At 73.0% G+C, this 24131-nt stretch carries 20 protein-coding genes; all 20 read left to right on the forward strand.

Translation table 11 applies throughout. From position 1 onward, the window contains the following. Window positions 1-46: 46 nt before the first annotated feature. The 20 genes from ruvX to argH all read left to right on the forward strand — a co-directional run bounded on the left by ruvX (window position 47) and on the right by argH (window position 23827). A complete protein-coding gene (gene ruvX, locus HDA32_RS08260) occupies window positions 47-526 on the forward strand; it encodes a Holliday junction resolvase RuvX (protein ID WP_179642632.1) in 480 nt (159 codons plus the stop codon). After that, window positions 523-2367, forward strand: coding sequence for an endolytic transglycosylase MltG (mltG, locus tag HDA32_RS08265; RefSeq protein WP_179642633.1), 1845 nt, complete (start codon window positions 523-525; stop codon window positions 2365-2367). Before ruvX ends, mltG begins: the two co-directional genes overlap by 4 nt. Window positions 2368-2469: 102 nt before the next feature. Further along, a complete protein-coding gene (locus HDA32_RS08270; RefSeq protein WP_179646551.1) occupies window positions 2470-3312 on the forward strand; it encodes a shikimate dehydrogenase in 843 nt (280 codons plus the stop codon). A 395-nt stretch (window positions 3313-3707) separates the two neighbouring features. Then, window positions 3708-4322 carry a translation initiation factor IF-3 gene (gene infC / locus HDA32_RS08275; RefSeq protein WP_179646552.1) on the forward strand — a complete coding sequence of 205 codons (615 nt, stop codon included), beginning with the start codon at window positions 3708-3710 and terminating at the stop codon, window positions 4320-4322. A 253-nt stretch (window positions 4323-4575) separates the two neighbouring features. Then, window positions 4576-4767, forward strand: coding sequence for a 50S ribosomal protein L35 (rpmI, locus tag HDA32_RS08280; protein WP_179642634.1), 192 nt, complete (start codon window positions 4576-4578; stop codon window positions 4765-4767). Window positions 4768-4936: 169 nt separating this feature from the next. Next, window positions 4937-5314, forward strand: a complete 378-nt coding sequence (rplT, locus tag HDA32_RS08285; protein ID WP_179642635.1) for a 50S ribosomal protein L20 — start codon at window positions 4937-4939, stop codon at window positions 5312-5314. A 21-nt stretch (window positions 5315-5335) separates the two neighbouring features. Further along, window positions 5336-6160, forward strand: coding sequence for a TrmH family RNA methyltransferase (locus tag HDA32_RS08290; RefSeq protein WP_179642636.1), 825 nt, complete (start codon window positions 5336-5338; stop codon window positions 6158-6160). Between the two features lie 486 nt (window positions 6161-6646). Continuing rightward, a complete protein-coding gene (locus tag HDA32_RS08295; protein ID WP_179642637.1) occupies window positions 6647-7738 on the forward strand; it encodes a sensor histidine kinase in 1092 nt (363 codons plus the stop codon). Window positions 7739-7853: 115 nt separating this feature from the next. Further along, entirely contained in the window at window positions 7854-8972 is a 1119-nt protein-coding gene (gene pheS / locus HDA32_RS08300) for a phenylalanine--tRNA ligase subunit alpha (RefSeq protein ID WP_179642638.1), read from the forward strand. Further along, complete coding sequence (gene pheT / locus HDA32_RS08305; protein WP_179642639.1) at window positions 8972-11485, forward strand: phenylalanine--tRNA ligase subunit beta; 2514 nt, start codon at window positions 8972-8974, stop codon at window positions 11483-11485. Before pheS ends, pheT begins: the two co-directional genes overlap by 1 nt. Before the next feature lie 512 nt (window positions 11486-11997). After that, window positions 11998-13227, forward strand: a complete 1230-nt coding sequence (locus HDA32_RS08310; RefSeq protein WP_179646553.1) for an aminotransferase family protein — start codon at window positions 11998-12000, stop codon at window positions 13225-13227. A gap of 136 nt (window positions 13228-13363) precedes the next feature. Beyond that, window positions 13364-13855 carry a MarR family winged helix-turn-helix transcriptional regulator gene (locus HDA32_RS08315; protein ID WP_179642640.1) on the forward strand — a complete coding sequence of 164 codons (492 nt, stop codon included), beginning with the start codon at window positions 13364-13366 and terminating at the stop codon, window positions 13853-13855. Window positions 13856-14164: 309 nt separating this feature from the next. Then, on the forward strand, window positions 14165-15607 hold the full coding sequence (locus HDA32_RS08320) for an NAD(P)/FAD-dependent oxidoreductase (RefSeq protein ID WP_179642641.1): 1443 nt from the start codon (window positions 14165-14167) through the stop codon (window positions 15605-15607). Between the two features lie 277 nt (window positions 15608-15884). Then, entirely contained in the window at window positions 15885-16913 is a 1029-nt protein-coding gene (argC, locus tag HDA32_RS08325) for an N-acetyl-gamma-glutamyl-phosphate reductase (protein ID WP_179642642.1), read from the forward strand. Next, the gene (gene argJ / locus HDA32_RS08330) at window positions 16910-18061 is read left to right on the forward strand and encodes a bifunctional glutamate N-acetyltransferase/amino-acid acetyltransferase ArgJ (RefSeq protein WP_179642643.1); all 1152 of its coding nucleotides are present in this window, start codon (window positions 16910-16912) and stop codon (window positions 18059-18061) included. The genes argC and argJ overlap by 4 nt, the downstream gene beginning before the upstream one ends. Then, window positions 18058-18987 (forward strand): acetylglutamate kinase, encoded by a 930-nt coding sequence (gene argB, locus HDA32_RS08335; RefSeq protein WP_179642644.1) that lies wholly within the window; start codon window positions 18058-18060, stop codon window positions 18985-18987. The genes argJ and argB overlap by 4 nt, the downstream gene beginning before the upstream one ends. Continuing rightward, window positions 18987-20201 carry an acetylornithine transaminase gene (locus HDA32_RS08340; RefSeq protein WP_179642645.1) on the forward strand — a complete coding sequence of 405 codons (1215 nt, stop codon included), beginning with the start codon at window positions 18987-18989 and terminating at the stop codon, window positions 20199-20201. Before argB ends, HDA32_RS08340 begins: the two co-directional genes overlap by 1 nt. A gap of 88 nt (window positions 20202-20289) precedes the next feature. After that, window positions 20290-20910 (forward strand): arginine repressor, encoded by a 621-nt coding sequence (locus tag HDA32_RS08345; protein WP_179642646.1) that lies wholly within the window; start codon window positions 20290-20292, stop codon window positions 20908-20910. Between the two features lie 152 nt (window positions 20911-21062). After that, on the forward strand, window positions 21063-22262 hold the full coding sequence (locus HDA32_RS08350) for an argininosuccinate synthase (protein WP_179642647.1): 1200 nt from the start codon (window positions 21063-21065) through the stop codon (window positions 22260-22262). 119 nt (window positions 22263-22381) lie between these two features. Next, window positions 22382-23827, forward strand: a complete 1446-nt coding sequence (argH, locus tag HDA32_RS08355; RefSeq protein ID WP_179642648.1) for an argininosuccinate lyase — start codon at window positions 22382-22384, stop codon at window positions 23825-23827. Window positions 23828-24131 lie beyond the last annotated feature (304 nt).

The following is a 24131-nucleotide window of genomic DNA, read 5'->3' on the forward strand; positions in this document are numbered from 1 at the left end:
CGGCCGGCGCACCGCCCCTTGTTCGGCGTCCGGGGGAGCCCGGCCGTTGAGGCACGGCGTACGTCTCGCGGTCGACCCCGGCAACGCGCGCATCGGGGTCGCGCGCAGCGACCCCAGCGGCACGCTGGCGACCCCGGTCGAGACGGTCCGGCGCGGCAGGGGCGATCTCGACCGGATCACCGAGCTGGTGCTCGAACACGAGGCCCGCGAGGTCGTCGTCGGCTACCCGGCGTCGCTCTCCGGCGAGGAGGGGCCCGCCGCACGCGGCGCCCGCTCCTTCGCCCGGGCCCTGGCGGCCCGGCTCGCCCCGGTGCCGGTACGGCTGGTGGACGAGCGGTTGACCACCGTCACCGCGCAGAGCCAGTTGCACGCGGGGGCCTCCTTCGGCAAGCGGGGGGCTCAGGGCGGGCGCGCCCGCCGCGAGGTGATCGATCAGGCCGCGGCGACGGTCCTGCTGCAGAGCGCACTCGACGCCGAGCGCAGCACCGGCCGGGTCCCGGGCGAACTCGTTGAGGTGACGGCATGAGCGACAACGACAGCGGCCGCTACGGAGACCGCCCGCGCCGGGCGCGCCACGGCCGGCACTCCACGGGGACGGCCGAGGGTCCGGCCGATCCCGACTCCGACCCCTGGATGCGCGAACCCGCGCCGCTGCGGCAGCGGCGCGAGGGCACCGTTCCGGAGCAGGACGGATGGTCCCGAGGCCCGGAGTCCTTCGGTGACGGTCGTGCCGGCCGCCGCAGGCGGGCCGATCCCGCTCCCGCCGACGCCCCGGAGCCCGACCCCGTCCTGGACCGGCCCCGCGGCCGGCGCCGCCGCCCCGATCCGGCCCTCGACGCCGACCGCGACCTGCCCCGGCCCGCGCCCGGCGGCCCGGAGCGCGAACGCGGCCGCGCCGCCGCGGATCCCGCCCCCGACCGCGACGCCCCGCCCAGGGGCCGCCGACGCCGCGGGGCCGAGCCGCCCCCGTCCCCCGACCGCGGGTCCGCCCCGGAGGACGACGCCCCGCCCAGGGGCCGCCGTCGTCGCGGGACCGAGTCGCAGGCCGGTGACCCCCTGGACCGGTCCGAGCCCGCAACGGGGGAGCTCCCCGCCCGCGGCCGCAGACGGGCGTCCGCCGAGGCCGGACCCGAGCCGCGCGGGCGGCGCTCCCGCCGCTCCCGCGCCGCCGGGCCCGAGGAGGAGCCCGCCGAGCTCCTGGACCTCCCGTTCGAGGACGACGATGACGAGGACGAGCCCCCGCGCCGCCGCTCCCAGCGGCGCCGGGAGTCCCGCTCCCGGGGCCGGCGCGGCGACGGGCGCCGCTCCAGCCGCCGCCGCAGGCGCGGCAGGCTCGCCCCGCTGACCGCGGTGCTGGTCATCGTGCTGTTCGTCGGCGCGGCCGGTGCCGGCGGCTACACGCTGCTGCGCACCTACCTCATCCCGCCGGACTTCGAGGGCGAGGGCACCGGCGATGTCGAGGTCGTCGTCGAGGAGGGCGACACCGGCACCGAGGTCGGCACGACCCTGGAGGAGGCGGGCGTCGTCGCCAGTGTGCGGGCGTTCACCAACGCCCTGCGCGGCGAGGACGCCGACAGCCTCGCCCCGGGCACCTACCGGCTGCGCTCCGAGATGAGCGCCGACGCCGCGGTGTCCCTGCTGCTCGACCCCTCCTCGCGCATCGCGGCCCAGGTGACGATCCGCGAGGGCCTGCGCTCCACCGAGATCCTCGAGGAGACCGCGAAGGGCACCGGGATCCCGCTGGAGGAGCTGGAGGCCGCCTACCAGGATTCCGAGTCGCTGGACCTGCCCGACTACGCCACGGAAGGGGCCGAGGGCTACCTGTTCCCCGCCACCTACACCTTCGACCCCGGCGCCGACGCCACCGAGGTGCTGGCCCAGATGGTCGACCGCTACAAGCAGGTGGTCGAGGAGCTCGAACTGGAGCGGCGCGCCGAGGAGGCCGACCTCACCCCCAACGAGGTCATGTCGATCGCGGCCATCGTGCAGGCCGAGACCGGCGGGGTCGAGGACATGCCCGAGATCTCGAGCGTGGTCTACAACCGGCTCGAAGCGGACATGGAGCTGAAGATGGACAGCACCTGCTTCTACGCCATCGGCGAGTACGGCATCGCGATGAACTCCGACCAGCAGGACCGCTGCGAGGCCTCCGACAGCGAGTACAAGACCTACTTCCGCAAGGGCCTGCCCGTCGGCCCCATCGTCAGCCCCGGCGCGGACGCGATCGACGCCGCGCTCGACCCGGCCGAGACCGACTGGCTCTTCTTCGTGGCCACCGATCCCGAGAACGGCGTCACGGAGTTCGCCGAGACCGAGGCCGAGTTCTGGGAGCTGGTGGAGAAGTTCAACCAGAGCCAGCAGGAGTGACCAGTGGTGACCGTCTTCCCCGCCGATCCCGGCGGAAACGGATCCCGGGCCGTGCGCGATGACGCCGACGACGCCGGGACCGGCGCGGACCCGCAGGGCAAGGTGCGGCGCGCGGCCGTGCTCGGCTCGCCCATCGCGCACTCGCTGTCGCCCGTGCTGCACTCGGCCGCCTACGCCGAACTCGGCATCGCGCGGGAGTGGAGCTACGAGCGGTTCGAGTGCGAGGAGGCGGGGCTGGCCGCGTTCCTGGACGGCTGCGACGAGTCCTGGGCCGGGCTGTCGCTGACCATGCCGCTCAAACGCCTGGCGCTGTCCCTGGCCGACGAGGTCGAGGAACCCGCCGCCGCCGTCGGCGGGGCCAACACCATGGTCTTCCGCGGCGGCCGCCGGCACGCCTACAACACCGACGTGGCCGGCATCGTGGCGGCGCTGCGCGAGGCCGGGGTGCACGCCGTGCGCTCGGCGGTGATCCTGGGCGCGGGGGCCACCGCGGCCTCCGCGCTGGCCGCGGTGCGCGAACTGGGCGCGACCGAGCCGGGGGCGGTCACCGCCCTGGCCCGCTACCTGGGGCGCACCGCCGAGCTGGCCGAGGCGGCCGAGCGCATGTCGGCGGCGATCGGATTCGCCCCGCTGAGCGAGATCGACACCCACCTCGACGTGGACCTGGTCGTCTCCACGGTTCCGGCCGGCGCGGCCGACGCCTACGCGCCCGCGGTCGCGGCGAGTCGGGCCGCGGTGTTCGACGTCGTCTACGCGCACTGGCCGACCGCCCTGGCGCGCGCCGTCACCGCCGCGGGCGGCACCGTGGTGGGCGGTTTCCCGATGCTGCTGCACCAGGCCGGCGCCCAGGTGGAGCTGATGACCGGCCGCGCGCCCGCACCGGTCGCGGCCATGCGCGCGGCGGGGGAGGCCGAGCTCGCCCGCCGCGAGAAGGAGTGGGAATAGCGGTCGTTTCGGGGGTGTTGTCACACTTCGGGGCGCCGGTGTCGAAGCCGGCGACGCCCGTGTCCTGATCGGTCCGTTTTCTTGGTAGAGTTAGCGGACGAACCTGATCCGGCGCCCTCGGGCGGCGGACACGTAAGCGGAGGCCGATCCTCCCACCTGCGGGGAGCAACACCCACGTAGGTTCCGGTACACGATGCGGATGCGGTCCACGCGTTCACCGCGCGGCCCGCGCAATCCGCGTCGCGGCGCGCAGGCGGTTCCTCCGGGGCCGCCGTCATCGCGTCCTTCCGGTGGATCACCCCGCTTGCACCCGCTGGCGGGGTTTTTGCGTTGGCTCACGGGCCCGGGCGACCCCCCACACATGAAGAACTCGACAAAGATTAGGGAGGGGTCCCATCAGCGCTGAGCAGCCCCGCATTAATGACCGCATCCGGGTTCCCGAGGTCCGACTCGTCGGACCCAACGGCGAGCAGGTCGGCATCGTCCCCGTGGGCGACGCCCTCCGACTCGCCCAGGAGGCCGATCTCGACCTCGTCGAGGTCGCGCCGACCGCCCGGCCGCCGGTCGCCAAGCTGATGGACTACGGCAAGTTCAAGTACGAGTCCGCGGTCAAGGCGCGCGAGTCGCGCAAGAACCAGTCGAACACGATCATCAAGGAGATCAAGCTCCGCCCGAAGATCGACCCGCACGACTACGAGACCAAGAAGGGTCACGTGGTGCGGTTCCTCAAGGGCGGCGACAAGGTCAAGGTGACGATCATGTTCCGCGGCCGGGAGCAGTCCCGTCCGGAACTGGGCTTCCGCCTGCTGCGCCGGCTGGCCGAGGACGTGCAGGAGCTGGGTCAGGTCGAGTCCCAGCCCAAGCAGGACGGCCGCAACATGGTCATGGTGATCGGTCCGCACAAGCGCCGCTCCGAGCACAAGGCCGAGGCGCGCGCCGCAGCAGGGGGCGGCCGGTCCCGCGGCTCGCGCGAGCCGCGTCCCGCCGCGGGGGCCGAGCAGGGGAGCTGACCCCTCAGGTCCCCGGGTGACGGCCCCGACCATCGGTCCTCGCCCGTGAACAGCGGGGAGCCGGGTGGGCCGCCGCGTGCCTTCGGGCCGCGGCACCGCCCGGCCGCCCCGCCACAGCGCGAGTCGGCGCCGCACGGCCACGTGGTCCCGACCCGTGAGCGCCGGTCGCCTCGCGCAGCAGAGCGTTTCAGTATCCGTGCCGCCGGTCTTCGGCGGCACGCCGATGAAGTAGCTGAAGGAGACGACGGCGACAATGCCGAAGAACAAATCGCACAGTGGAGCCAGCAAGCGTTTCCGGGTGACCGGCTCCGGCAAGGTCATGCGTCGCCGCGCCAACAAGAACCACCTTCTGGAGCACAAGCCGACCAAGCGCACCCGCCGCCTCAGCTCCGAGGTGGTGCTCGCTCCGGCCGACGCCAAGAAGATCAAGAAGCTGCTCGGCTAGACGCCTCCTAACGAGGATCCGTCTCGCCCGAGGCGGTGACCACGGCCGACCCCGGCTGATCTCCACGCAGGTGGAGGCATACGTTCCAACCGGCCGGCCGGTTCGCTGAACCGACCGAGGCCGCCCGGTGCGCGATTTCTGCGCGCCGGCTACTCATGAGGGAGTTCCAGTGGCACGCGTGAAGCGGGCTCTCAACGCCAAGAAGAAGCGCCGGGTCGTTCTCGAGCGCGCCAGCGGTTACCGCGGCCAGCGGTCGCGCCTGTACCGCAAGGCCAAGGAGCAGATGCTCCACTCGATGACCTACGCCTACCGGGACCGCAAGGACCGCAAGGGCCAGTTCCGCCGGCTGTGGATCCAGCGCATCAACGCCGCCGCCCGCGCCAACGGCCTGACCTACAACCGGTTCATGCAGGGCCTCAAGGCCTCCGGCATCGAGGTCGACCGCCGTATGCTCGCTGAGCTCGCCGTGAACGACGGGGCCGCGTTCGCCGCGCTCGTCGAGACCGCGAAGAAGGCGCTGCCGGCCCCCGCGCAGTCCGCGGCCTAAAGCGGCGAAGCGGCACGATCGATGGCGAGCCACGAGTTCACGAGCATCCGCTCCCCCCGGATCAAGGGGGCTCGTCGGCTCGCCAAGCGCGCCTTCCGGCAGCGCGAACGGCGGTTCCTCGCCGAAGGCCCCCAGGCCGTGCGCGAGGCGCTGGCCAGACCGGGCACCGTGCACGAGCTCTACACCACGGCCGAGGCCACGCACCGCCACGCCGACCTCGTCGGCGCCGCCGCGTCCTCGGAGATCCCGGTCCACCGGGTCACCATGGAGGTCATGGGCGAGCTCGCCCAGACGGTGACCCCCCAGGGACTGCTCGCCGTCTGCTCCTTCGTCGACGTGCCGCTGGCCGATGCCACCGGCGTCCGTCTGGCCGCGGTGCTCTCCCACGTCCGCGACCCCGGCAACGCCGGAACGGTGCTGCGCACCGCCGACGCTGCAGGGGCCGACGTCGTCGTCTTCACCGACGCCTCCGTCGACCCCTACAACGGCAAGTGCGTGCGCGCCTCCGCCGGCAGCCTGTTCCACCTGCCGATCGTCGTCGGCCCGCGCATCGACGAGGTGGTCGAGCACCTGCGGGCCTCCGGCGCGCGCGTCCTGGCGGCCGACGGGAGCGGCGGCAGCACCCTCGACGACGCGGCCGACTCCGGGGCGCTCGCCGACAAGGTCGCCTGGGTCTTCGGCAACGAGGCGTGGGGGCTGCCGGAGGAGACCGTCGCGCTGACCGACGGGGCCGTCAGCGTCCCCATTTACGGCGGAGCCGAAAGCCTCAACCTCGCCACGGCCGCGGCGGTCTGCCTCTACACCACGGCGCGCCAGCAGCGGAGGCCCGAGGCCGCGAGCCGCTGATCCCGCTCCCGACCGTCCGGGGGCGCTGCGGCGGACGACCCGATCGGCGCCCGGCCGCCGGCGGTCCTCCACCCGGCCGCGCCGCGGCCGCGCGGTTATGCGCGAGGCGCGTAGTGACCCCCGATCCGGGTAGCGCGGCGTCCTCGCTGGTCCGCACCCGGCGGTATCCGTCAATGGCTACGCGCTGTACCCGTTCGTCACCGAATTCTCGGAAAACGTGGTGCTTGCCGGGTTGCTCGCCTACCCACAGTTGCCGATACGCTCGTTTCCTCACGTGAGGCTGCTCCGTCGGTTCCGCTCGCTGATGCTTGTCACGCATCATGCGGGTCCAGGTACGTGCTCCGGCGCGTAGCGAATGCAAACAGCGGGTAATGACCTTCGGTGGCGCCGTCCGGTCGGACGCCGGTGGCGCACGAGGCGGGAACGGGCGCGGCGCACGGCACACAAATACGGGCGGTTTCGCACTTCAGCGGCGGATGTTCACATATGGTTTTGGAGGCGGTCGTGGGTGGCGACCAGTCGGCGGACGGTGCCACACGGCACGCGGGATCGCTCTCTGCCGAGGACCTTCCCGACGGACTGATCGTGGCCGACCACCTCGGTCGGGTGATCGTCTTCAACCGCATGGCGGCCCGCCTCACGGGTCTGCCGACCGGCCCGACCCTGGGGCGCGACCTCCGCGACGCCCTCCCACTCCACGACCCCGACGGGCGCGACTGGTGGAAGTGCACCGACCCCTACGGCGGCCTGCGCACCCGGACCCGCCAGCCCGAACGCCTCCTGCTGATGGCCGACGACCGCGAGGTCCTGATGTCGGCCCGCTACGTCCGCGAGCGCCGCTGCGGCGACGTCACCCGGCTCGTCGTGACGCTGCGCGACGCCGCCCACCGCGCGCGCAGCGAGCGCAGCCGCGCCGACCTCGTCTCGACCGTCGCCCATGAACTGCGCTCCCCGCTGACCAGCGTCAAGGGATTCACGGCCACGCTGCTGAACAAGTGGAGCCGGCTCACCGAGAAGCAGAAGCTCTTCATGCTGGAGACGGTCAACGCCGACGCCGACCGCGTCACCCGGCTGATCGCCGAGCTCCTGGACGTCTCCCGGATCGAATCCGGCCGGCTGGAGCTGCACCGGCAGGTCGTGGACCTCGCCGAACGCGCCCGCAAGGTCATCGCGGGGCGGGTGGCCGCAGGCGAAGCCGAGGACCGGTTCCGCCTGGAGGTGTGCGGCCGGCTGCCCGAGCTCTGGCTCGACGCCGACAAGCTCGAGCAGATCATGGCCAACCTGGTGGAAAACGGAGTGCGACACGGCGCTGGTACTGTCACCATTGTGATTGAGCCGCACGAGGGAGGAGCAGCGGTGTCGGTGCGCGACGAGGGCGAGGGCATTGCGCCCGAGGCCGTTCCGCGCGTCTTCCGCCAGTTCTGGCGCAACAAGCGCCGGGGTGGCACCGGCCTGGGGCTGTTCATCGTCAAGGGGCTGATCGAGGCCCACGGCGGCACGATCACGGTCGGCCGCGCGCCCAGCGGTGGCGCGGAGTTCCGATTTACCGTGCCCGCCGGCACCCCCGAGTTCGTCTAGACGACCTCGGACGGCGGGCGATACCACGGCTTCCTTGTCGGCTTGAGTCCGCCGCCCGTCGGCGGTGGACCGTGACGGCCGCCCCGCAGCGCGCGTGGGCGGCGAGGCAACCACCATGTCTGCACCGAACAATTCCTATGATCCCGTCGAGGTGACCCCGTTGCACCCGGACGAGGTCGCCCGCATGCGCGAGGAGGCGCTGGCCGCCATCGCCGGGGCCGCCGATCTGGCCGGGCTCAAAGAGGTCCGCCTCGCGCACGCGGGCGACCGCGCTCCGCTGGCGCTGGCCAACCGCGAGATCGGCGCCCTGCCGCCGGCCGCCCGGGCCGACGCGGGCAAGCGCGTCGGCGGCGCCCGGCGCGACGTCGCCGAGGCGCTCAAGACCCGCCAGGCCGAACTGGAGGAGGAGCGCGACGCGCGCGTCCTCGTCGAGGAGTCCGTCGACGTCACGCTGCCCTGGGGCCGCGCGCCGCGCGGCGCGCGGCACCCGCTGACCACCATCGCCGAGCGGATGGCCGACATCTTCGTCGGCATGGGTTTCGAGATCGCCGAGGGGCCCGAGGTCGAGGCCGAGTGGTTCAACTTCGACGCGCTGAACTTCCTGCCCGACCACCCCGCGCGCACGATGCAGGACACGTTCTTCGTGGAGGGGCCCGACGGCGCCGACTCGGGCCTGGTGCTGCGCACCCACACCTCGCCGGTGCAGGTGCGCTCGCTGCTGGACCGCGAGCCGCCCGTCTACGTCGTCGTCCCCGGCCGGACGTTTCGCACCGACGAGCTCGACGCCACCCACAGCCCGGTCTTCCACCAGCTGGAGGGCCTGGTCGTGGACGAGGGCATCACGCTGGCGCACCTGCGCGGCGCGATCGACGCGTTCGTCACCCGGATGTTCGGCGAGGGCCTGAAGACCAGGTTCCGCCCGTCCTACTTCCCCTTCACCGAGCCCTCGGCAGAGGTCGACATGGAGTGCTTCGTCTGCCGCGGCGCCTCGGTGGGCAACCCCGACGCGTCCTGCCGCACCTGCGGTTCCGAGGGCTGGATCGAGATCGGCGGCTGCGGCGTGGTCAACCCGCGGGTGCTCACGGCGGCCGGCGTCGACACCGAGCGCTACAGCGGCTGGGCGTTCGGCATCGGCGTGGAGCGGACCCTGATGTTCGCCCACGGGGTCCGGGACATGCACGACATGGTCGAAGGTGACGTCCGGTTCACCTCGGCGTTCGGGATGGAGATCTGATGCGCGTCCCCCTTTCCTGGCTGCGCGACTACGTCGACCTGCCGGCCGGCGTCACCGCCCGCGACCTGGCGGCCCGGCTCATCGCGGTCGGCCTGGAGGTCGAGACCGTCGACGAGCTCGGCGCCGACGTCACCGGCCCGCTCGTGGTCGGCGAGGTGCTGGAGATCGAGGAGCTCACCGGGTTCAAGAAGCCGATCCGCTACTGCCGGGTCGACGTCGGCGGGGCCAACGGCTCCGGCGAGCCGCAGAACATCGTCTGCGGCGCCCGCAACTTCGCGGCCGGCGACCGCGTCGTGGTGGCACTGCCCGGCGCGGAGCTGCCCGGGGGCTTCGCCATCTCGGCCCGCACGACCTACGGCAAGGTGTCGGAGGGCATGATCTGCTCGGCCGCCGAGCTGGGCGTGAGCGACGACCACTCCGGCATCATCGTGCTGCCCAAGGGCGCGGCCGAGCCCGGCGCCGACGCCTTCGAGGTGCTGGGGCTGCGCGACGACGTCCTCGACATCGCCGTCACCCCCGACCGCGGCTACGCCCTGTCCATGCGCGGCGTCGCGCGCGAGGCCGCCGTGGTCTACGGGGTGGCCTTCCGGGATCCGGCCGAGAGCACGGAGGCGCCCCGCTCCGGCGGCGAGGGCTACCCCGCCACCGTGGCCGACCCCGCGATCTGCTCGCGCTACGTGCTGCGCGGGGTCACCGGCTTCGACGCGCAGACGCCGAGCCCGCTGTGGATGCAGCGCCGCCTGCAGATGGTCGGCGTCCGCTCCATCTCGCTGGCCGTCGACATCACCAACTACGTGATGATGGAGCTCGGCCAGCCGCTGCACGCCTGGGACCGCGCCAGGCTGCGCGGCCCCATCGAGGTGCGCCGGGCCGAGCAGGGCGAGCGGCTGGAGACGCTGGACCACGTCGTCCGCGAGCTCGACCCCGACGACATCCTGATCACCGACGAGTCCGGGCCGATCAACATCGCCGGCGTCATGGGCGGTCTGGACACGGAGATCAGCGAGACCTCCTCGGAGATCGTCATCGAGGCGGCGCACTTCGCCGCCACCCACATCGCCCGCACCTCCCGGCGGCACCAGCTCTCCTCGGAGTCCTCGCGCCGGTTCGAGCGCGGGATCGACTCCGAGGTGCAGCTCGCGGCGGCCACCCGCGCCGTCGCGCTGCTCGCCGAGCTGGGCGGCGCCACCGTCGAGCCGGGGGTCACCCACGTCGACCTGAGCGAGCCGCGCGAGCCGATCACGATCCCGGCCGACCACGCGAGCCGCATCGCCGGCGTGGACTACCCGGCCGGCACCGCCGCACACCGGCTGCGGCAGGTGGGCTGCGGGGTCGAGGAGGCGGAGCAGGGCGCGGTGCTGCGGGTCGTCCCGCCGTCGTGGCGCCCCGATCTCACCGACCCCAACGACCTCGCCGAAGAGGTCATCCGCTACGAGGGCTACGAGAACATCCCCTCGATCCCGCCGCGCGCGCCGGCCGGCCGCGGGCTGACGCCGGGCCAGCGGCTGCGCCGCGCCGTGGGCCGGGCCCTCGCCGGGGCCGGCTTCGTCGAAGTCCTCAACTACCCGTTCACGGGCGAGCGCGACTTCGACGCACTGCAACTGGAGTCCGGTGACGACCGCCGCCTGGCGCTGCGCCTGGCCAACCCGATCAACGACGACGAGCCGCTGCTGCGCACCACGCTGCTGCCGGGGCTGCTGAAGGCCCTGGTCCGCAACGTCGGCCGCGGATTCGGCGACGTCGCGCTGTTCGAGACGGGTCTGGTCTACCGGCCCGGGCCGGACGCCCCGGCCACGGCCCCGATGCTGGGCGTGGACCGCGGCCCCACCGCCGAGGAGCTCGCCTCGGTGGAGGCCGCGATCCCCGAGCAGCCGCGCCGGATCGCGGCGGTGCTGGCCGGCGCCCGCGAGCCCGCCGGCTGGTGGGGCCAGGGGCGGCCCGCGATCTGGGCCGACGCCATCGAGGCCGCCCGCGAGGTGGGCCGTGCCGCCGGCGTCGACCTCGTCGTGCGCGCCGATCGGCACGCGCCGTGGCACCCGGGCCGTTGCGCCGCGCTGTACGCGGTGGGGACGCAGGGCGCCGACGGCGAGATGCTCGTCGGCCACGCCGGTGAGCTGCACCCGCGCGTCATCAAGGCCTACGGCCTGCCGGAGCGCACCGTGGCGATGGAGGTCGAGCTCGACCGGGTCGAGGCGGCGCGCGCGAAGGTCATCGCCCCCGAGGTCTCCACCTACCCGGTGGCGACCCGGGACGTGGCGCTGATCGTGGACGAGTCGGTGCCCTCCGGCGAGGTCGAGGCCGCGCTGCGCTCCGGTGCGGGCGAACTGCTGGAGAGCGTCGGCCTGTTCGACGTCTACACCGGTGAGCAGGTGGGCGCCGACCGCAAGTCGCTGGCCTACTCGCTGCGCTTCCGCGCCTCCGACCGCACGCTGACGGCGGAGGAGGCCACGGCGGCGCGCGACGCGGCGGTGGCGGCCGCGGCGGAGCGCACCGGAGCCGCCCTGCGAGGCTGACCGCGCCATGATCACCGACCCGTCGGGGGAGGGCGCGATGCGCACGGTCGCGGCGGCGCGGGCGCCCCGGCCCTGACCGCCTCCCCCCGGCCCGAGGCCCCGCCGACCCGACTCGGGTCGGCGGGGCCTCGCCGTGGGGCGCGGCCGGCGTCTCCGGCCGCGAACGGCAGCCCTCATCCGTGTTCTCGAAACATTTTTTTCGTCCTGTTTTCCCTGTTGGGCAAGGGTTTTGGAGGCTGGGTGCCGGGGTACCCGGCATGGCCCGTGTAAATCGGGGAATTAATTCCCGTTTCGTCTCTTGCGGGGTCGGCTCCTGAGAATTTAGTGTGCAGACATCTGCCGCGATACAGGGTCATGTGCCTTCGCGGAACAGCTGTTTCATTCGGCGTTTTTTGTGCGTTTTCCGCACAACCTGGCTCGGAGGTCGCTCTATGACCGAAACAGTGGTTTCGTATGCCCGCAGTCCACTGGAGCAGCTGGAGCCCAGCCGCTTCTGGCACACCTTCTCCGATATGAACAAGGTCGTTCAGGGACCCAAGTTCGTGGTGTCGGAGGCCCAGGGCGTCTGGCTCTGGGACGACAACGGTGACCGCTACCTCGACGGCACCGCCAGTCTCTGGTATTGCAACGTGGGGCATGGGCGCGCCGAGATCGCCGATGCCGTCCACCGCCAGCTCGGCAGGCTCGACGCCTACGCCGTGTACGGCGACTTCGCCAACGCGCCGGCGCTGGAGCTCAGCGAGCGGCTGGCCTCCCACGCGCCGGTGGCCGATCCGCGCGTCATCCTCACCTGCGGCGGGGGAGAGGCGATCGACTCCGCGGCCAAGGTCGCCCGGCAGTACTGGGCGGTCCGGGGACGGCCCGAACGGGTCCACCTGATCAGCCGCACCGGGGGCTACCACGGCCTCAACGGCTTCGGCACCAGCATCATCGGCATGGACCGGTTCCGCACCGGCTACGGCCCGCTGGTCACCGACACCTCCGTTGTCGCCCACGACTCGATCGAGGAACTGGAGGCGGAGATCCTGCGGGTCGGGCCGGAGCGCGTCGCGGCGTTCTTCGCCGAACCGGTCATCGGCGCGGGCGGGGTGTACGCACCGGGCCCCGACTACTTCGCGCGGGTGGCGGCCCTGTGCGAGTACTACGGGATCCTGTTCGTCGTCGACAGCGTCATCTGCGGCTTCGCCCGCCTGGGCAACTGGTTCGGCATCGAGCGCTGGGGCGTGCGCCCGGACATGATCGTCTTCGCCAAGGGCGTCACCAGCGGCTACCTCCCCCTCGGCGGCGTCATCGTCAGCGGGGCGGTGGCCGAGCCGTTCTGGAACGAGCCCGGGCACCCCCTGCACCACGGGACGACCTACGCCGGGCACCCGACCTGCTGCGCCGCGGCCCTGGCCAACCTCGACATCCTGGAGCGCGAGGACCTGTTCACGGCCAGCAGGGAGATCGAGGTGCAACTCGACTCGGCCGTGCGCACGCTGGCCACGCACCCGATGGTGCGCGAGGTCCGCTCGGGCGTCGGCGTGATGGCCGCGGTGGAGCTCACCGAGGAGGCGCTCGCCGCGGGGATCACGACGGCGGAGATCTTCCAGGAGAGCCGGGCCCGCGGCGTGGTGCTGCGGGCGGTCCCCACGGCGCTGCTGATCTCGCCGCCCCTGGTGATCGCCTGGGAGCAGATCGAACACCTGGTGTCCACGCTCCGGGCCAGCCTGGACGCGGTGGCCCAGCGCCACGTCGACTGAAGAACCGCCGGGCGGGCCGCGCCCGCCCGGTCCGGCGACCTCCCCCGGCGGAGCGGCCGCCCCCTTAGTTATCGAGGAAGATATTTCCTTGGTATGCTAAAAAGTCGGCTGCTCAGAGCCGGCCGGGGGAGGGAACATGACATCGCAACCGAGTGAAGGCGGCGTCCGGGAGATCCGCGACGACGACCTGATCACCGCCTGGGGCCTGTTCCACGAGGCGCTCAGCGCCACCGGGCCCGTCCTGCTGCGCGGCATCGACCCGTGCGGCAAGGACATGTCGGGCCCCTGGTTCGAGGTGCTGATCAGACTGCAGCGCTCGCCCGACCACCGGCTGCCCATGAGCCAGCTCGCCCGCGAGGTCTCCCTGAGCAGCGGCGGCTTCACCAAGCTCGCCGACCGCCTGGAGCGCCACGGCTACCTGGTCCGCCAGTCCTGCCCGTCGGACCGGCGGGTCACCTACGCCGCGCTGACCCCCGAAGGGCTGGAGCTGGCGGAGCAGGCGCGCTCCAAGCACATCGCCCTGCTGCGCGAACACGTGCTGGGCACGCTCGGCGCCGAAGGACTGCGCCAGTTCGCCCGGCAGGCCAGGATGCTGCGCGACCACTCCCGCGAGCAGGCCGCCGACTAACCGAGCGAGGCCGTGAACTCACCGATGTCCGACGGTCGCGCTCGCACAGGGGGTCGGCTGCCGCAGTGCGCGCGGCGCCGGCGGCACAGCAGGTCCGATCCCTGAAGTTCCACCCCGCGGACGCGGGAGTCAGAGTTCGATCAGGGAGCCCCGAGGAACCCCGTCGGCGGGGGCCCGGGGCCGCCCGGCCAACCGCGCATATCCTCGCAGAAACCTCCCGATACCCTGTTCGCGACCGCTCGTGGTCCGCGCGCACCGCCCCGGGCCGGCGAGAGGTCGCAGATCAGCCGTGAGGAGACCGGGGGGCCAATGAAACTCGTCGCCAGCGCCGCCGAGATGCGGGCCGTTCCCCGCTCACCGCACTTCCGCAACGGCGGCGTGTCGTTCTGGTACCGGCAGGCGGGCCTGCCCGCACGCCGCCCCGCGCTCCCCGGATCGGCCGACTACGACGTGTGCATCGTCGGCGGCGGCTACACCGGCCTGTGGACCGCCTACTACCTCAAGAAGGCCCGACCCGACCTGCGCATCGCCGTCCTGGAGCGGGAGTTCGCCGGTTTCGGCGCCTCCGGGCGCAACGGCGGCTGGCTGTCCGCGGAGTTCGCCGGCTCCAGGGAGCGCTACGCCGAGTCGCACGGCAAGGGCGCGATGATCGCGCTGCAGCGGGCCATGATGGCCTCCGTCGACGAGGTCATCGAGGTCGCGCGGGAGGAGGGGATCGAGGCCGACATCGTCAAGGGAGGCATGCGCCTGGTCGCCACCAACCCGGCGCAGAAGGCCCGCCTGCTCGAGGAGGTCGGCCACCTGCAGGAGTGGGGCTACTGGCCCGAGGACATCTACCTGCTCGAACACGACCACGAGCCCCGCCTGCGCGTCGACGGCACCGTGGCCGCCGCCTACAGCCCGCACGCCGCCCGCATCCAGCCGGCCAAACTCGCCCTCGGGCTCGCCGCGGCGGCGGAGCGGCTCGGCGTCGAGGTCTTCGAGGACACCGCCGTCACCGAGATCCGGCCGCGCGACGGCGCGACCGCCCCCGCGGCCGTGACCGAGCACGGCACGGTCAGCGCCGAACACGTCATCCGCGCGACCGAGGGATTCACCGCCTCCCTGAACGGGCAGCGCCGCCAGTGGCTGCCGATGAACAGTTCGATGATCGTGACGGAGCCGCTGAGCCCGGAGACCTGGAAGCACATCGGCTGGGAGGGCCGGGAGGTCCTCGGCGACGCCGCGCACGCCTACGTCTACGCCCAGCGCACCGCCGACGACCGCATCGCCATCGGCGGCCGCGGCGTGCCCTACCGCTTCGGATCGGGCCACGACGACAACGGCGCCACCCAGCCCCAGGCCATCGCCGAGTTGTGGCGCGCCCTGGCCCGGCTCTTCCCCGCGGCCTCCGAAGCCCCGATCGCGCACGCCTGGTCGGGCGTCCTCGGGGTGCCCCGCGACTGGTGCCCGACCGTGCGCCTGGACCACGCCGACGGACTCGGCTGGGCCGGCGGCTACGTCGGCAGCGGAGTCACCACCTCGAACCTGGCCGGGCGCACCCTGCGCGACCTCCTGCTGCGCCGCGAGACCGAGCTGACCCGGCTGCCGTGGGTCGGCCGCAGGGTACGCGGCTGGGAGCCCGAGCCGCTGCGCTGGGTCGGCACCCAGGTGATCTACGGCCTCTACCGCACCGCCGACCGCAGGGAGGCCGACCGCGTCTCCCACACCTCCACCCTGGCCCGGATGGCCGGAAGGATCGCGGGACGCTGACCGATGTCCGACGGTCGGGTTCGCCCAGAGAGCGGCTGCCGCAGTGCGCGCGAGCCGCCGGCGGCGCGGCGGATCCGGCCCCGAGATCCCGTCTCGCTCCGCGAACGCAGTGGTCAGAGTCTGATGAGCAAAGGCTGACGGCCGGCCGCCGCGGCGAGCCGCACGAGGCCCGCCGCGGCGGCCGGCTTTCGGGGGATCCTTATGCGGAAACTTGCATAGTTTTGCAAGAGCATGCATGATGGTCCATGTCGAGTCCACGGTCGAGGGGGCGTCAAGGATGGGACGGACAGCGGCGGTCGCCGGTGCCAGCGGTTATGCCGGGGGCGAGCTGCTGCGCATCCTGCTCGCCCACCCCGGCATCGAGATCGGGGCGCTGACCGCGGGGGGCAGCGCGGGCACCCGTCTGGGGGAGCACCAGCCGCACCTGCTGCCGCTGGCCGACCGGATCCTGGCCGAGACCAGCGTCGACAACCTCGCGGGGCACGACGTCGTCTTCCTGGCGCTGCCGCACGGGCGCTCCGCCGCCATCGCCGAGCAGCTCGGCGACGACGTCCTCGTCGTCGACTGCGGCGCCGACTTCCGGCTCGCCGACTCCGCCGCATGGGAGAGGTTCTACGGCTCGCCGCACGCCGGCACCTGGCCCTACGGACTTCCCGAGCTCCCCGGCGGGCGGGAGGCGCTGGCCGGAGCCAGGCGGATCGCGGTGCCCGGCTGCCACGTGACCACCGCCACGCTCGCCCTCGCCCCCGCGTTCGACGCCGACATCGCCGAACCCGATGTGGTCGTGGTGGCGGTCACCGGCACCTCCGGCGCGGGCAAGGCGCCCAAGCCGCATCTGATCGGCAGCGAGGTCATGGGGTCGGCCGGCCCCTACGGCGTCGGCGGCGCGCACCGGCACAACCCCGAGATCGTCCAGAACCTGTCCGGCGTCGCCGGAACCCCCGTCACCCTGTCCTTCACCCCGGTGCTGGCGCCCATGTCGCGCGGCATCCTCGCCACCTGTACGGCTCCGCTCAAGCCCGGTGTCACCGTTCAGGCCGCCAGAACGACCTACGAGCGACGACTCTCGGCCGAGCCCTTCGTGCACCTGCTGCCCGAGGGGACTTGGCCGACCACGGCGATGACGCTGGGCGCCAACACCGCGCTGGTCCAGGTCACCGTCGATGAGGCCGCGAACCGGCTGGTCGCGATCGCCGCCATCGACAACCTGACCAAGGGCACCGCGGGAGGCGCCGTCCAGAGCGCGAACATCGCGCTCGGGCTGCCCGAAACCACCGGACTTCCCCTGACAGGAGTCGCACCGTGAGTGTCACCGCTCCCCGCGGTTTCCGAGCCGCCGGCGTCGCCGCCGGTCTCAAGGCCGACGGCGCGCGCGACGTCGCCGTCGTCATCAACGACGGCCCCTCGCGCGCCGCCGCCGGGGTCTTCACCCGCAACCGGATCAAGGCGGCCCCGGTCCTGTGGTCCGAACAGGTCCTGCGCGGCGGCCGGGTCCGCGCGGTCGTCCTCAACGCCGGCGGCGCCAACGCCTGCACCGGCGCGCCGGGCTTCCAGGACGCCCACACCACGGCCGAGCGCGTCGCCGAGGCGCTGGAGGACTCCGCGGCCGAGGTCGCGATCTGCTCCACCGGCCTCATCGGCGAACGGCTGCCGATGCCGGAGCTGCTGGCCGGCGCCGACGAGGCGATCGGCACGGCCGCGCGCGACGGCGGCCTCGCCGCCGCCGACGCCATCCGCACCACCGACAGCGTCGCCAAGATCGCGTTCAAGCGCGGATCCGGCTACACCATCGGCGGCATGGCCAAGGGCGCGGGCATGCTCGCCCCCTCCCTGGCCACGATGCTGGCGGTGCTCACCACCGACGCCGATCTCACGGCCGAGCAGTGCGACCGCCTGCTGCGGCGCGCCACGGCCGTCACCTTCGACCGGATCGACTCCGACGGCTGCATCTCCACCAACGACACCGTGCTGCTGCTGGCCAGCGGCGCCGCCGGGACCGTCCCCGACGAGGCGGACTTCGCGGCGCTGCTCACCGAGATCTGCGACGACCTCGCCCGCCAACTGGTCAACGACGCCGAAGGCGCGTCCAAGACCATCGCCATCGAGGTCGTCGGGGCGGCCGGCGAGGACGACGCCCTCACCGCGGCCCGCGCCGTCGCCCGCAACAACCTGTTCAAATGCGCCGTCTACGGCGAGGACCCCAACTGGGGGCGGGTGCTGGCCGCGGTGGGCACCACCGACGCCGAATTCGACCCCGACCAGGTCAACGTCGCGATCAACGGCGTGTGGATCTGCCGGGGCGGCGCGGTGGGCGACGACCGCTCCAAGGTCGACCTGAAGCCCCGGGAGGTCACCGTCACCGTCGACCTGTCCGCCGGCAGCGACGCCGCCACCGTGTGGACCACCGATCTGACCGTCGAATACGTCCACGAGAACTCGGCCTACAGCACATGAACTCGCGAATCGACGCCCTCGACAAGGCGAACACGCTCATCGAAGCCCTGCCGTGGCTGAGCCGCTTCCACGGCAAGACCGTCGTGGTCAAGTACGGCGGCAACGCCATGACCGACCCCGACCTGCGCGCCCGCTTCGCCGAGAACATCGTGTTCCTGCGCTACGCCGGACTGCGCCCGGTCGTCGTGCACGGCGGCGGCCCGCAGATCAGCGCCCACCTGGACCGGCTCGGCGTGCAGACCTCCTTCACCGCGGGGCTGCGCGTCACCACGCCCGAGACGATGGACATCGTCCGGATGGTCCTGGTCGGCCAGGTCAACCGCGAGATCGTCGGCCTGGTCAACGCCCACGGCCCGTTCGCCATCGGCATGTCCGGCGAGGACGCCCACCTGTTCACCGCCGAGCGCAAGCCGGCCATCGTCGACGGCACGCCCGTGGACATCGGCATGGTCGGCGAGGTCGTCGAGGTGCAGCCCGGCGCGGTGCGCACGCTCCTGGACGACGGGCGCATCCCGGTCGTCTCCAGCGTCGCCCGCTCCGACGAGGGCGTCTACAACGTCAACGCCGACACCGCGGCCGCGGCCCTGGCCGCGGCGCTGGACGCGAGCAAGCTCATCGTGCTGACCGACGTCGAGGGCCTCTACGCCGACTACCCGGCCAACACCGAGCTGATCAGCCGGCTCACCGTCGGCGAACTGGAGGAGCTGCTGCCGGAGCTGTCCTCCGGCATGGTGCCCAAGATGGAGGCGTGCCTGCGGGCCGTGCGCGGCGGCGTGCCCCAGGCCCACGTGATCGACGGCCGCGTCCCCAACGCGATGCTGCTGGAGGTCTTCACCAACGAGGGCATCGGCACGATGGTGGTGGACGAGATCCTCGAAGCCGGCAAGCTGGGCCGGCCCGAAGGCATCCACGGAGAGGAGCGGTGATGGGCGCGACCGAGGAACTGCAGGCGCGCTTCGACGCCGCCCTGATGCCCACCTACGGCACGCCGCCGATCGCGCTCGCGCGCGGCGAGGGCCGGTACGTCTGGGACGTCGACGGCCGGCGCTACCTCGACCTCATCGCCGGCATCGCCGTCTCCGCGCTCGGCCACGGCCACCCCGCGCTGACCGAGGCGGTCTCGGCGCAGGTCGCCAGGCTCGCCCACACCAGCAACCTCTTCCTGCACGAGGGCGAGGTCGAGCTCGCCGAACGGCTCATCGGCCTGCTCGGCGGCGCGGGCGAGGGCGCTCGGGTCTTCTTCACCAACTCCGGCACCGAGGCCAACGAGGCGGCGCTCAAGCTGGTCAAGCGGGCCGCCGGGCCCGGCCGCGACCACATCGTCGCGGCCGCGTCCGGCTTCCACGGCCGCAGCCTCGGCGCGCTCGCCCTCACCGGCAAGGCCGCCATCAGGGAGCCGTTCGGACCCTTCGGCCTGGACGTGCGGTTCGTCCCCTACGGCGACGCCGCGGCGCTGCGCGAGGCCGTCACCGACTCCTGCATCGCGGTGTTCGTCGAACCCACCCAGGGCGAGGCCGGCGTGGTCGTCCCGCCGCGGGACTACCTGCGCGACGTCCGCGCCGCCTGCGACGCCGCCGGGGCCGCCCTCGTCCTCGACGAGATCCAGAGCGGCGTCGGCCGCACCGGCCACTGGTTCGCGCACCAGGGCGCCGGCGTCGTCCCCGACGTGCTGACCCTCGCCAAGGGGCTGGGAGGCGGCCTGCCGATCGGCGCCTGCGTGGGCTTCGGCGACCACGCGACCGCGTTCGCCAAGGGCGACCACGGTTCCACCTTCGGCGGCAACCCGGTCGCCGTCGCCGCGGCGCTGGCCGTCCTCGACACCATCGAGAGCGAGAAGCTGCTGGCCAACGCCGTCGAGCTCGGCGAGCTGCTGGCCGAACGCGTCCGCGCCATCGGCCACCCGCTGGTCGCCGAGGTCCGCGGGGCCGGGCTGTGGCGCGCGATCCGGCTGTCGCAGCAGGCCGCGGCGGAGGTGCAGGCCCGCGCGGCCGCGCACGGCCTCCTCGTCAACGCCGTCGCCCCCGACGTCATCCGGATCGCTCCGCCGCTGACGATCACGCGCGCCGAGATCGAGGAGTTCACCGGCGCGCTGCCCGCCGTCCTCGACGAGGCCGCCGCCGGACGGGAGGCGTCCGGATGACCTCTCCGACGCAGCGGGCGTCCGCACGGTGCCGGCGACCCGGAGCGGCCGGCCTTCTCGGCCCCTCGCGCAGAGAGGACGGGCGACGATGACCGGCCGTTCCACCGATCTGCACCGGACCGGGGCCCAGGAGGACCCCGCGCCGCCCGGTGGAGACGGGGAGCGGCCGGCACCGGCCGACGACGGCACCGCGGTCCCCGTCGCCCTGACCAAGACCGCGCGCCACGCCCGCATCACCGAGGTGCTGACGAAGAACGACGTCCGCTCCCAGAGTGAGCTGGCCAAGCTGCTCGCCGACTCCGGGGTCCAGGTCACCCAGGCCACGCTCTCGCGCGACCTGGACGAACTGGGGGCGGTCAAGCTGCGCACCGTCGACGGCAGCCTCGTCTACGTCCTGCCCGGGGAAGGCGGTGAGCGCCTCCAGCGGGCGCGCCCCGACACCCTGGATCTGGAGCACGTGACCAACGCACGCATGAGTCGTCTCGCCGAGGACCTGCTGGTCTCCGCTGAAGCGTCGGCCAACATGGTCATCGTCCGCACCCCTCCGGGGGCGGCCCAGTACCTGGCCTCGGCGATCGACCACACCGACGTCCACGCCATCCTGGGCACCATCGCGGGCGACGACACCATCCTGGTGATCGCCCGCGACCCCCAGGGCGGCGAGGAGCTGGCATCGGCGCTGCTGCGGCTGGCCGACCGGCGCCCCTGAACACCGCGGCCGGTCACGCGCCGCCGCGCGAGGGGACCCGCCGCGGGGAGGCGGGAGCAGGTCCGGCGAACCGACAACGAGAAAGACACGGCCCGACCCGTCCACCGGGACCCGCCGGGCGCACACAGCACTCATCTCACGAGGAGAACACCATGACCGAACGGGTCGTACTCGCATACTCCGGGGGCCTGGACACCTCCGTCGCCATCGGCTGGATCGCCGAGGAGACCGGCGCCGAGGTCGTGGCCGTGGCCATCGACTGCGGCCAGGGCGGCGAGGACCTCGACGTCATCCGCCAGCGGGCGCTGGACTGCGGTGCCGTCGAGGCCGTCGTGGCCGACGCCAAGGACGAGTTCGCCACGGAGTACTGCGTCCCCGCGCTGCAGGCCAACGCCCTCTACATGGACCGCTACCCGCTGGTTTCGGCGCTGTCGCGGCCGCTGATCGTCAAGCACCTGGCCGACGCCGCCCGCTACCACAACGCGACCATGGTCTCCCACGGCTGCACCGGCAAGGGCAACGACCAGGTCCGCTTCGAGGCCGGCCTGGCCGCGCTCTTCCCCGAGCTGAAGGTCCTCGCGCCGGTCCGCGACTCGGGCATGACCCGGGACAAGGCCATCGCCTTCGCCGAGGAGAAGGGCCTGCCGATCGACGTCAGCAAGAAGTCGCCTTACTCCATCGACCAGAACCTGTTCGGCCGGGCCGTGGAGACGGGCTTCCTGGAGGACATCTGGAACGGCCCGATCGAGGACGTCTACTCCTACACCGAGAACCCGGCCGAGCCGCGGGAGGCCGACGAGCTCGTCATCACCTTCACCGCGGGCGTGCCCACCGCGATCGACGGCAAGGAGCTCACCCCGCTGCAGATCATCGAGGAGATGAACCGGAGGGCGGGGGCCCAGGGCGTCGGCCGGATCGACATGGTCGAGGACCGGCTCGTCGGCATCAAGAGCCGCGAGGTCTACGAGGCCCCCGGCGCGATCGCGCTCATCGCCGCGCACCAGGAGCTGGAGAACGTCACCGTCGAGCGGGAGCTCGCCCGGTTCAAGCGGGGCGTGGACCAGCGCTGGGGCGAACTCGTCTACGACGGCCTGTGGTTCTCGCCGCTGAAGAAGGCCCTCGACGGCTTCGTCACCGAGGCCAACCAGCACGTCTCCGGCGACGTCCGGATGGTGCTGCACGGGGGCCGGGCCGTGGCCACCGGCCGGCGCAGCGAGGCCTCGCTCTACGACTACGAGCTCGCCACCTACGACACCGGCGACAGGTACGACCAGAGCCTGGCCCGGGGCTTCATCGACGTGTGGAGCATGCCGGCCAAGATCGCCAGCCTGCGCGACCAGAAGCTGGGCTGAGACCCGGCCGCCCGAACCCGCGGCCGCGCGCCCGCCCGTCCGGCGGGCGCGCGGCCCTCCCGCGGCGCCCGCGGGGCGGCGCGCGCGAACGAGTCGAAGACAGACAAGGAACCCTTCCCGTGGCCAACGAGCCAGACACCCAGGTCACCCGGCTGTGGGGCGGCCGGTTCGCCGGCGGTCCCTCCGAGGCGCTGGCCCGGCTCTCCCTGAGCACCCACTTCGACTGGCGGCTGGCCCGCCACGACATCGCCGGCTCCCGGGCCCACGCCCGCGTCCTGCACTCCGCGGGCCTGCTCGACTCCGAGGAGCTCGACCGGATGCTGGCAGGGCTGGACCGCCTGGAGGCCGACGTGGCCTCCGGCGCGTTCACGCCGGTGCTCGAGGACGAGGACGTGCACACGGCCCTGGAGCGCGGGTTCATCGAGCGCGTCGGGCCGGAGCTGGGCGGGCGGCTGCGCGCCGGGCGCTCCCGCAACGACCAGATCGCCACGCTCGTGCGCATGTACCTGCGGGAGCAGGCGCGCGCCATCGCCGATGAGGTCCTGGACCTGGTGGCCGCGCTGGCCGAGCAGGCGCACGCCAACATCGACGTCGCCATGCCGGGCCGCACCCACCTGCAGCACGCCCAGCCGGTCCTGCTCGCCCACCACCTGATGGCGCACGCCTGGCCGCTGGTCCGGGACGTGGAGCGGCTGCGCGACTGGGACCGGCGCGCCGACGCCTCGGCCTACGGCTCCGGCGCGCTCGCCGGCTCCTCGCTGGGCCTGGACCCCGGGGCCGTCGCCGCCGACCTGGGTTTCTCGACGTCGGTGGAGAACTCCATCGACGGCACCGCCGCCCGTGACGTCGTCGCGGAGTTCGGCTTCGTCGCCGCCATGATCGGCGTGGACCTCTCCCGGTTCGCCGAGGAGATCATCCTGTGGTCCACCAAGGAGTTCTCCTTCGTCACCCTCGACGACGCGTTCGCGACCGGATCGTCGATCATGCCGCAGAAGAAGAACCCCGACATCGCCGAGCTGGCCCGCGGCAAGTCCGGCCGGCTCGTGGGCGACCTGGCCGGCCTGCTCACCACGCTCAAGGGGCTGCCGCTCGCCTACAACCGGGACCTGCAGGAGGACAAGGAGCCGGTGTTCGACGCCGTCGACACCCTCCGGCTGCTGCTGCCCGCGTTCACCGGGATGGTCGCCACGCTCGCGTTCAACCGGGAGCGCATGGCCGAGCTGGCCCCGCAGGGCTTCTCGCTGGCCACCGACATCGCCGAGTGGCTGGTCCGCCGGCGCGTGCCGTTCCGCGAAGCCCACGAGCTGGCCGGCGCGTGCGTGCGGGCGTGCGAGGAGCGCGGGATCGACCTGCCCGAGCTCGCCGACGCCGACTTCGCCGCGATCTCGCCGCACCTGACCCCCGAGGTCCGCGAGGTGCTCACGGTCGCCGGATCGCTGGACTCGCGCGCGGGCAAGGGCGGCACGGCCCCCGCGAGGGTCAGGGAGCAGTTGGAGCGGCTGCGTGCGGCGGTCGAGGAGCACCGGGAGCGCTTCGGCGCCGCTCCGGAGGCAGCGGGGCGCTGACGGCGGGGTCGGCCGGTCCGGAGAACGTGCCGCGGCATATCAGTCGCATACCGGATCATGCTCCGCTGTTGCCGACAAAGGGTGCATATCGGGATGCTTGGCCCGCGGATTTCGGCAAACCCGCGTCAAAATGCCCGTCAATGCTGTAGCGTCCAGATGCTGTGGGCACCATGGGTGGGCGCTCCCTGGCGGAACGTGAGGGGCGCCCCCGTGCCGAGCGGGGGAGTGGACGCGGGTTCTTTCGAGCGCGCCCCGGTGGGGAGCCGCTGCTCCCCGTCCCCTTCTCGTCCCTGGCCGAAGATCC

This window comes from Spinactinospora alkalitolerans, assembly GCF_013408795.1.
In the GTDB taxonomy this organism is placed as follows: domain Bacteria; phylum Actinomycetota; class Actinomycetes; order Streptosporangiales; family Streptosporangiaceae; genus Spinactinospora; species Spinactinospora alkalitolerans.

Coding starts and splice junctions, on each gene's coding strand:
- mltG (WP_179642633.1), top strand. CDS start 523: ATGAGCGACAACGACAGCGGCCGCTACGGAGACCGCCCGCGCCGGGCG.
- rpmI (WP_179642634.1), top strand. CDS start 4,576: ATGCCGAAGAACAAATCGCACAGTGGAGCCAGCAAGCGTTTCCGGGTG.
- HDA32_RS08290 (WP_179642636.1), top strand. CDS start 5,336: ATGGCGAGCCACGAGTTCACGAGCATCCGCTCCCCCCGGATCAAGGGG.
- HDA32_RS08295 (WP_179642637.1), top strand. CDS start 6,647: ATGGTTTTGGAGGCGGTCGTGGGTGGCGACCAGTCGGCGGACGGTGCC.
- pheS (WP_179642638.1), top strand. CDS start 7,854: ATGTCTGCACCGAACAATTCCTATGATCCCGTCGAGGTGACCCCGTTG.
- pheT (WP_179642639.1), top strand. CDS start 8,972: ATGCGCGTCCCCCTTTCCTGGCTGCGCGACTACGTCGACCTGCCGGCC.
- HDA32_RS08310 (WP_179646553.1), top strand. CDS start 11,998: ATGAACAAGGTCGTTCAGGGACCCAAGTTCGTGGTGTCGGAGGCCCAG.
- HDA32_RS08315 (WP_179642640.1), top strand. CDS start 13,364: ATGACATCGCAACCGAGTGAAGGCGGCGTCCGGGAGATCCGCGACGAC.
- HDA32_RS08320 (WP_179642641.1), top strand. CDS start 14,165: ATGAAACTCGTCGCCAGCGCCGCCGAGATGCGGGCCGTTCCCCGCTCA.
- argC (WP_179642642.1), top strand. CDS start 15,885: ATGGGACGGACAGCGGCGGTCGCCGGTGCCAGCGGTTATGCCGGGGGC.
- argB (WP_179642644.1), top strand. CDS start 18,058: ATGAACTCGCGAATCGACGCCCTCGACAAGGCGAACACGCTCATCGAA.
- HDA32_RS08340 (WP_179642645.1), top strand. CDS start 18,987: ATGGGCGCGACCGAGGAACTGCAGGCGCGCTTCGACGCCGCCCTGATG.
- HDA32_RS08345 (WP_179642646.1), top strand. CDS start 20,290: ATGACCGGCCGTTCCACCGATCTGCACCGGACCGGGGCCCAGGAGGAC.
- HDA32_RS08350 (WP_179642647.1), top strand. CDS start 21,063: ATGACCGAACGGGTCGTACTCGCATACTCCGGGGGCCTGGACACCTCC.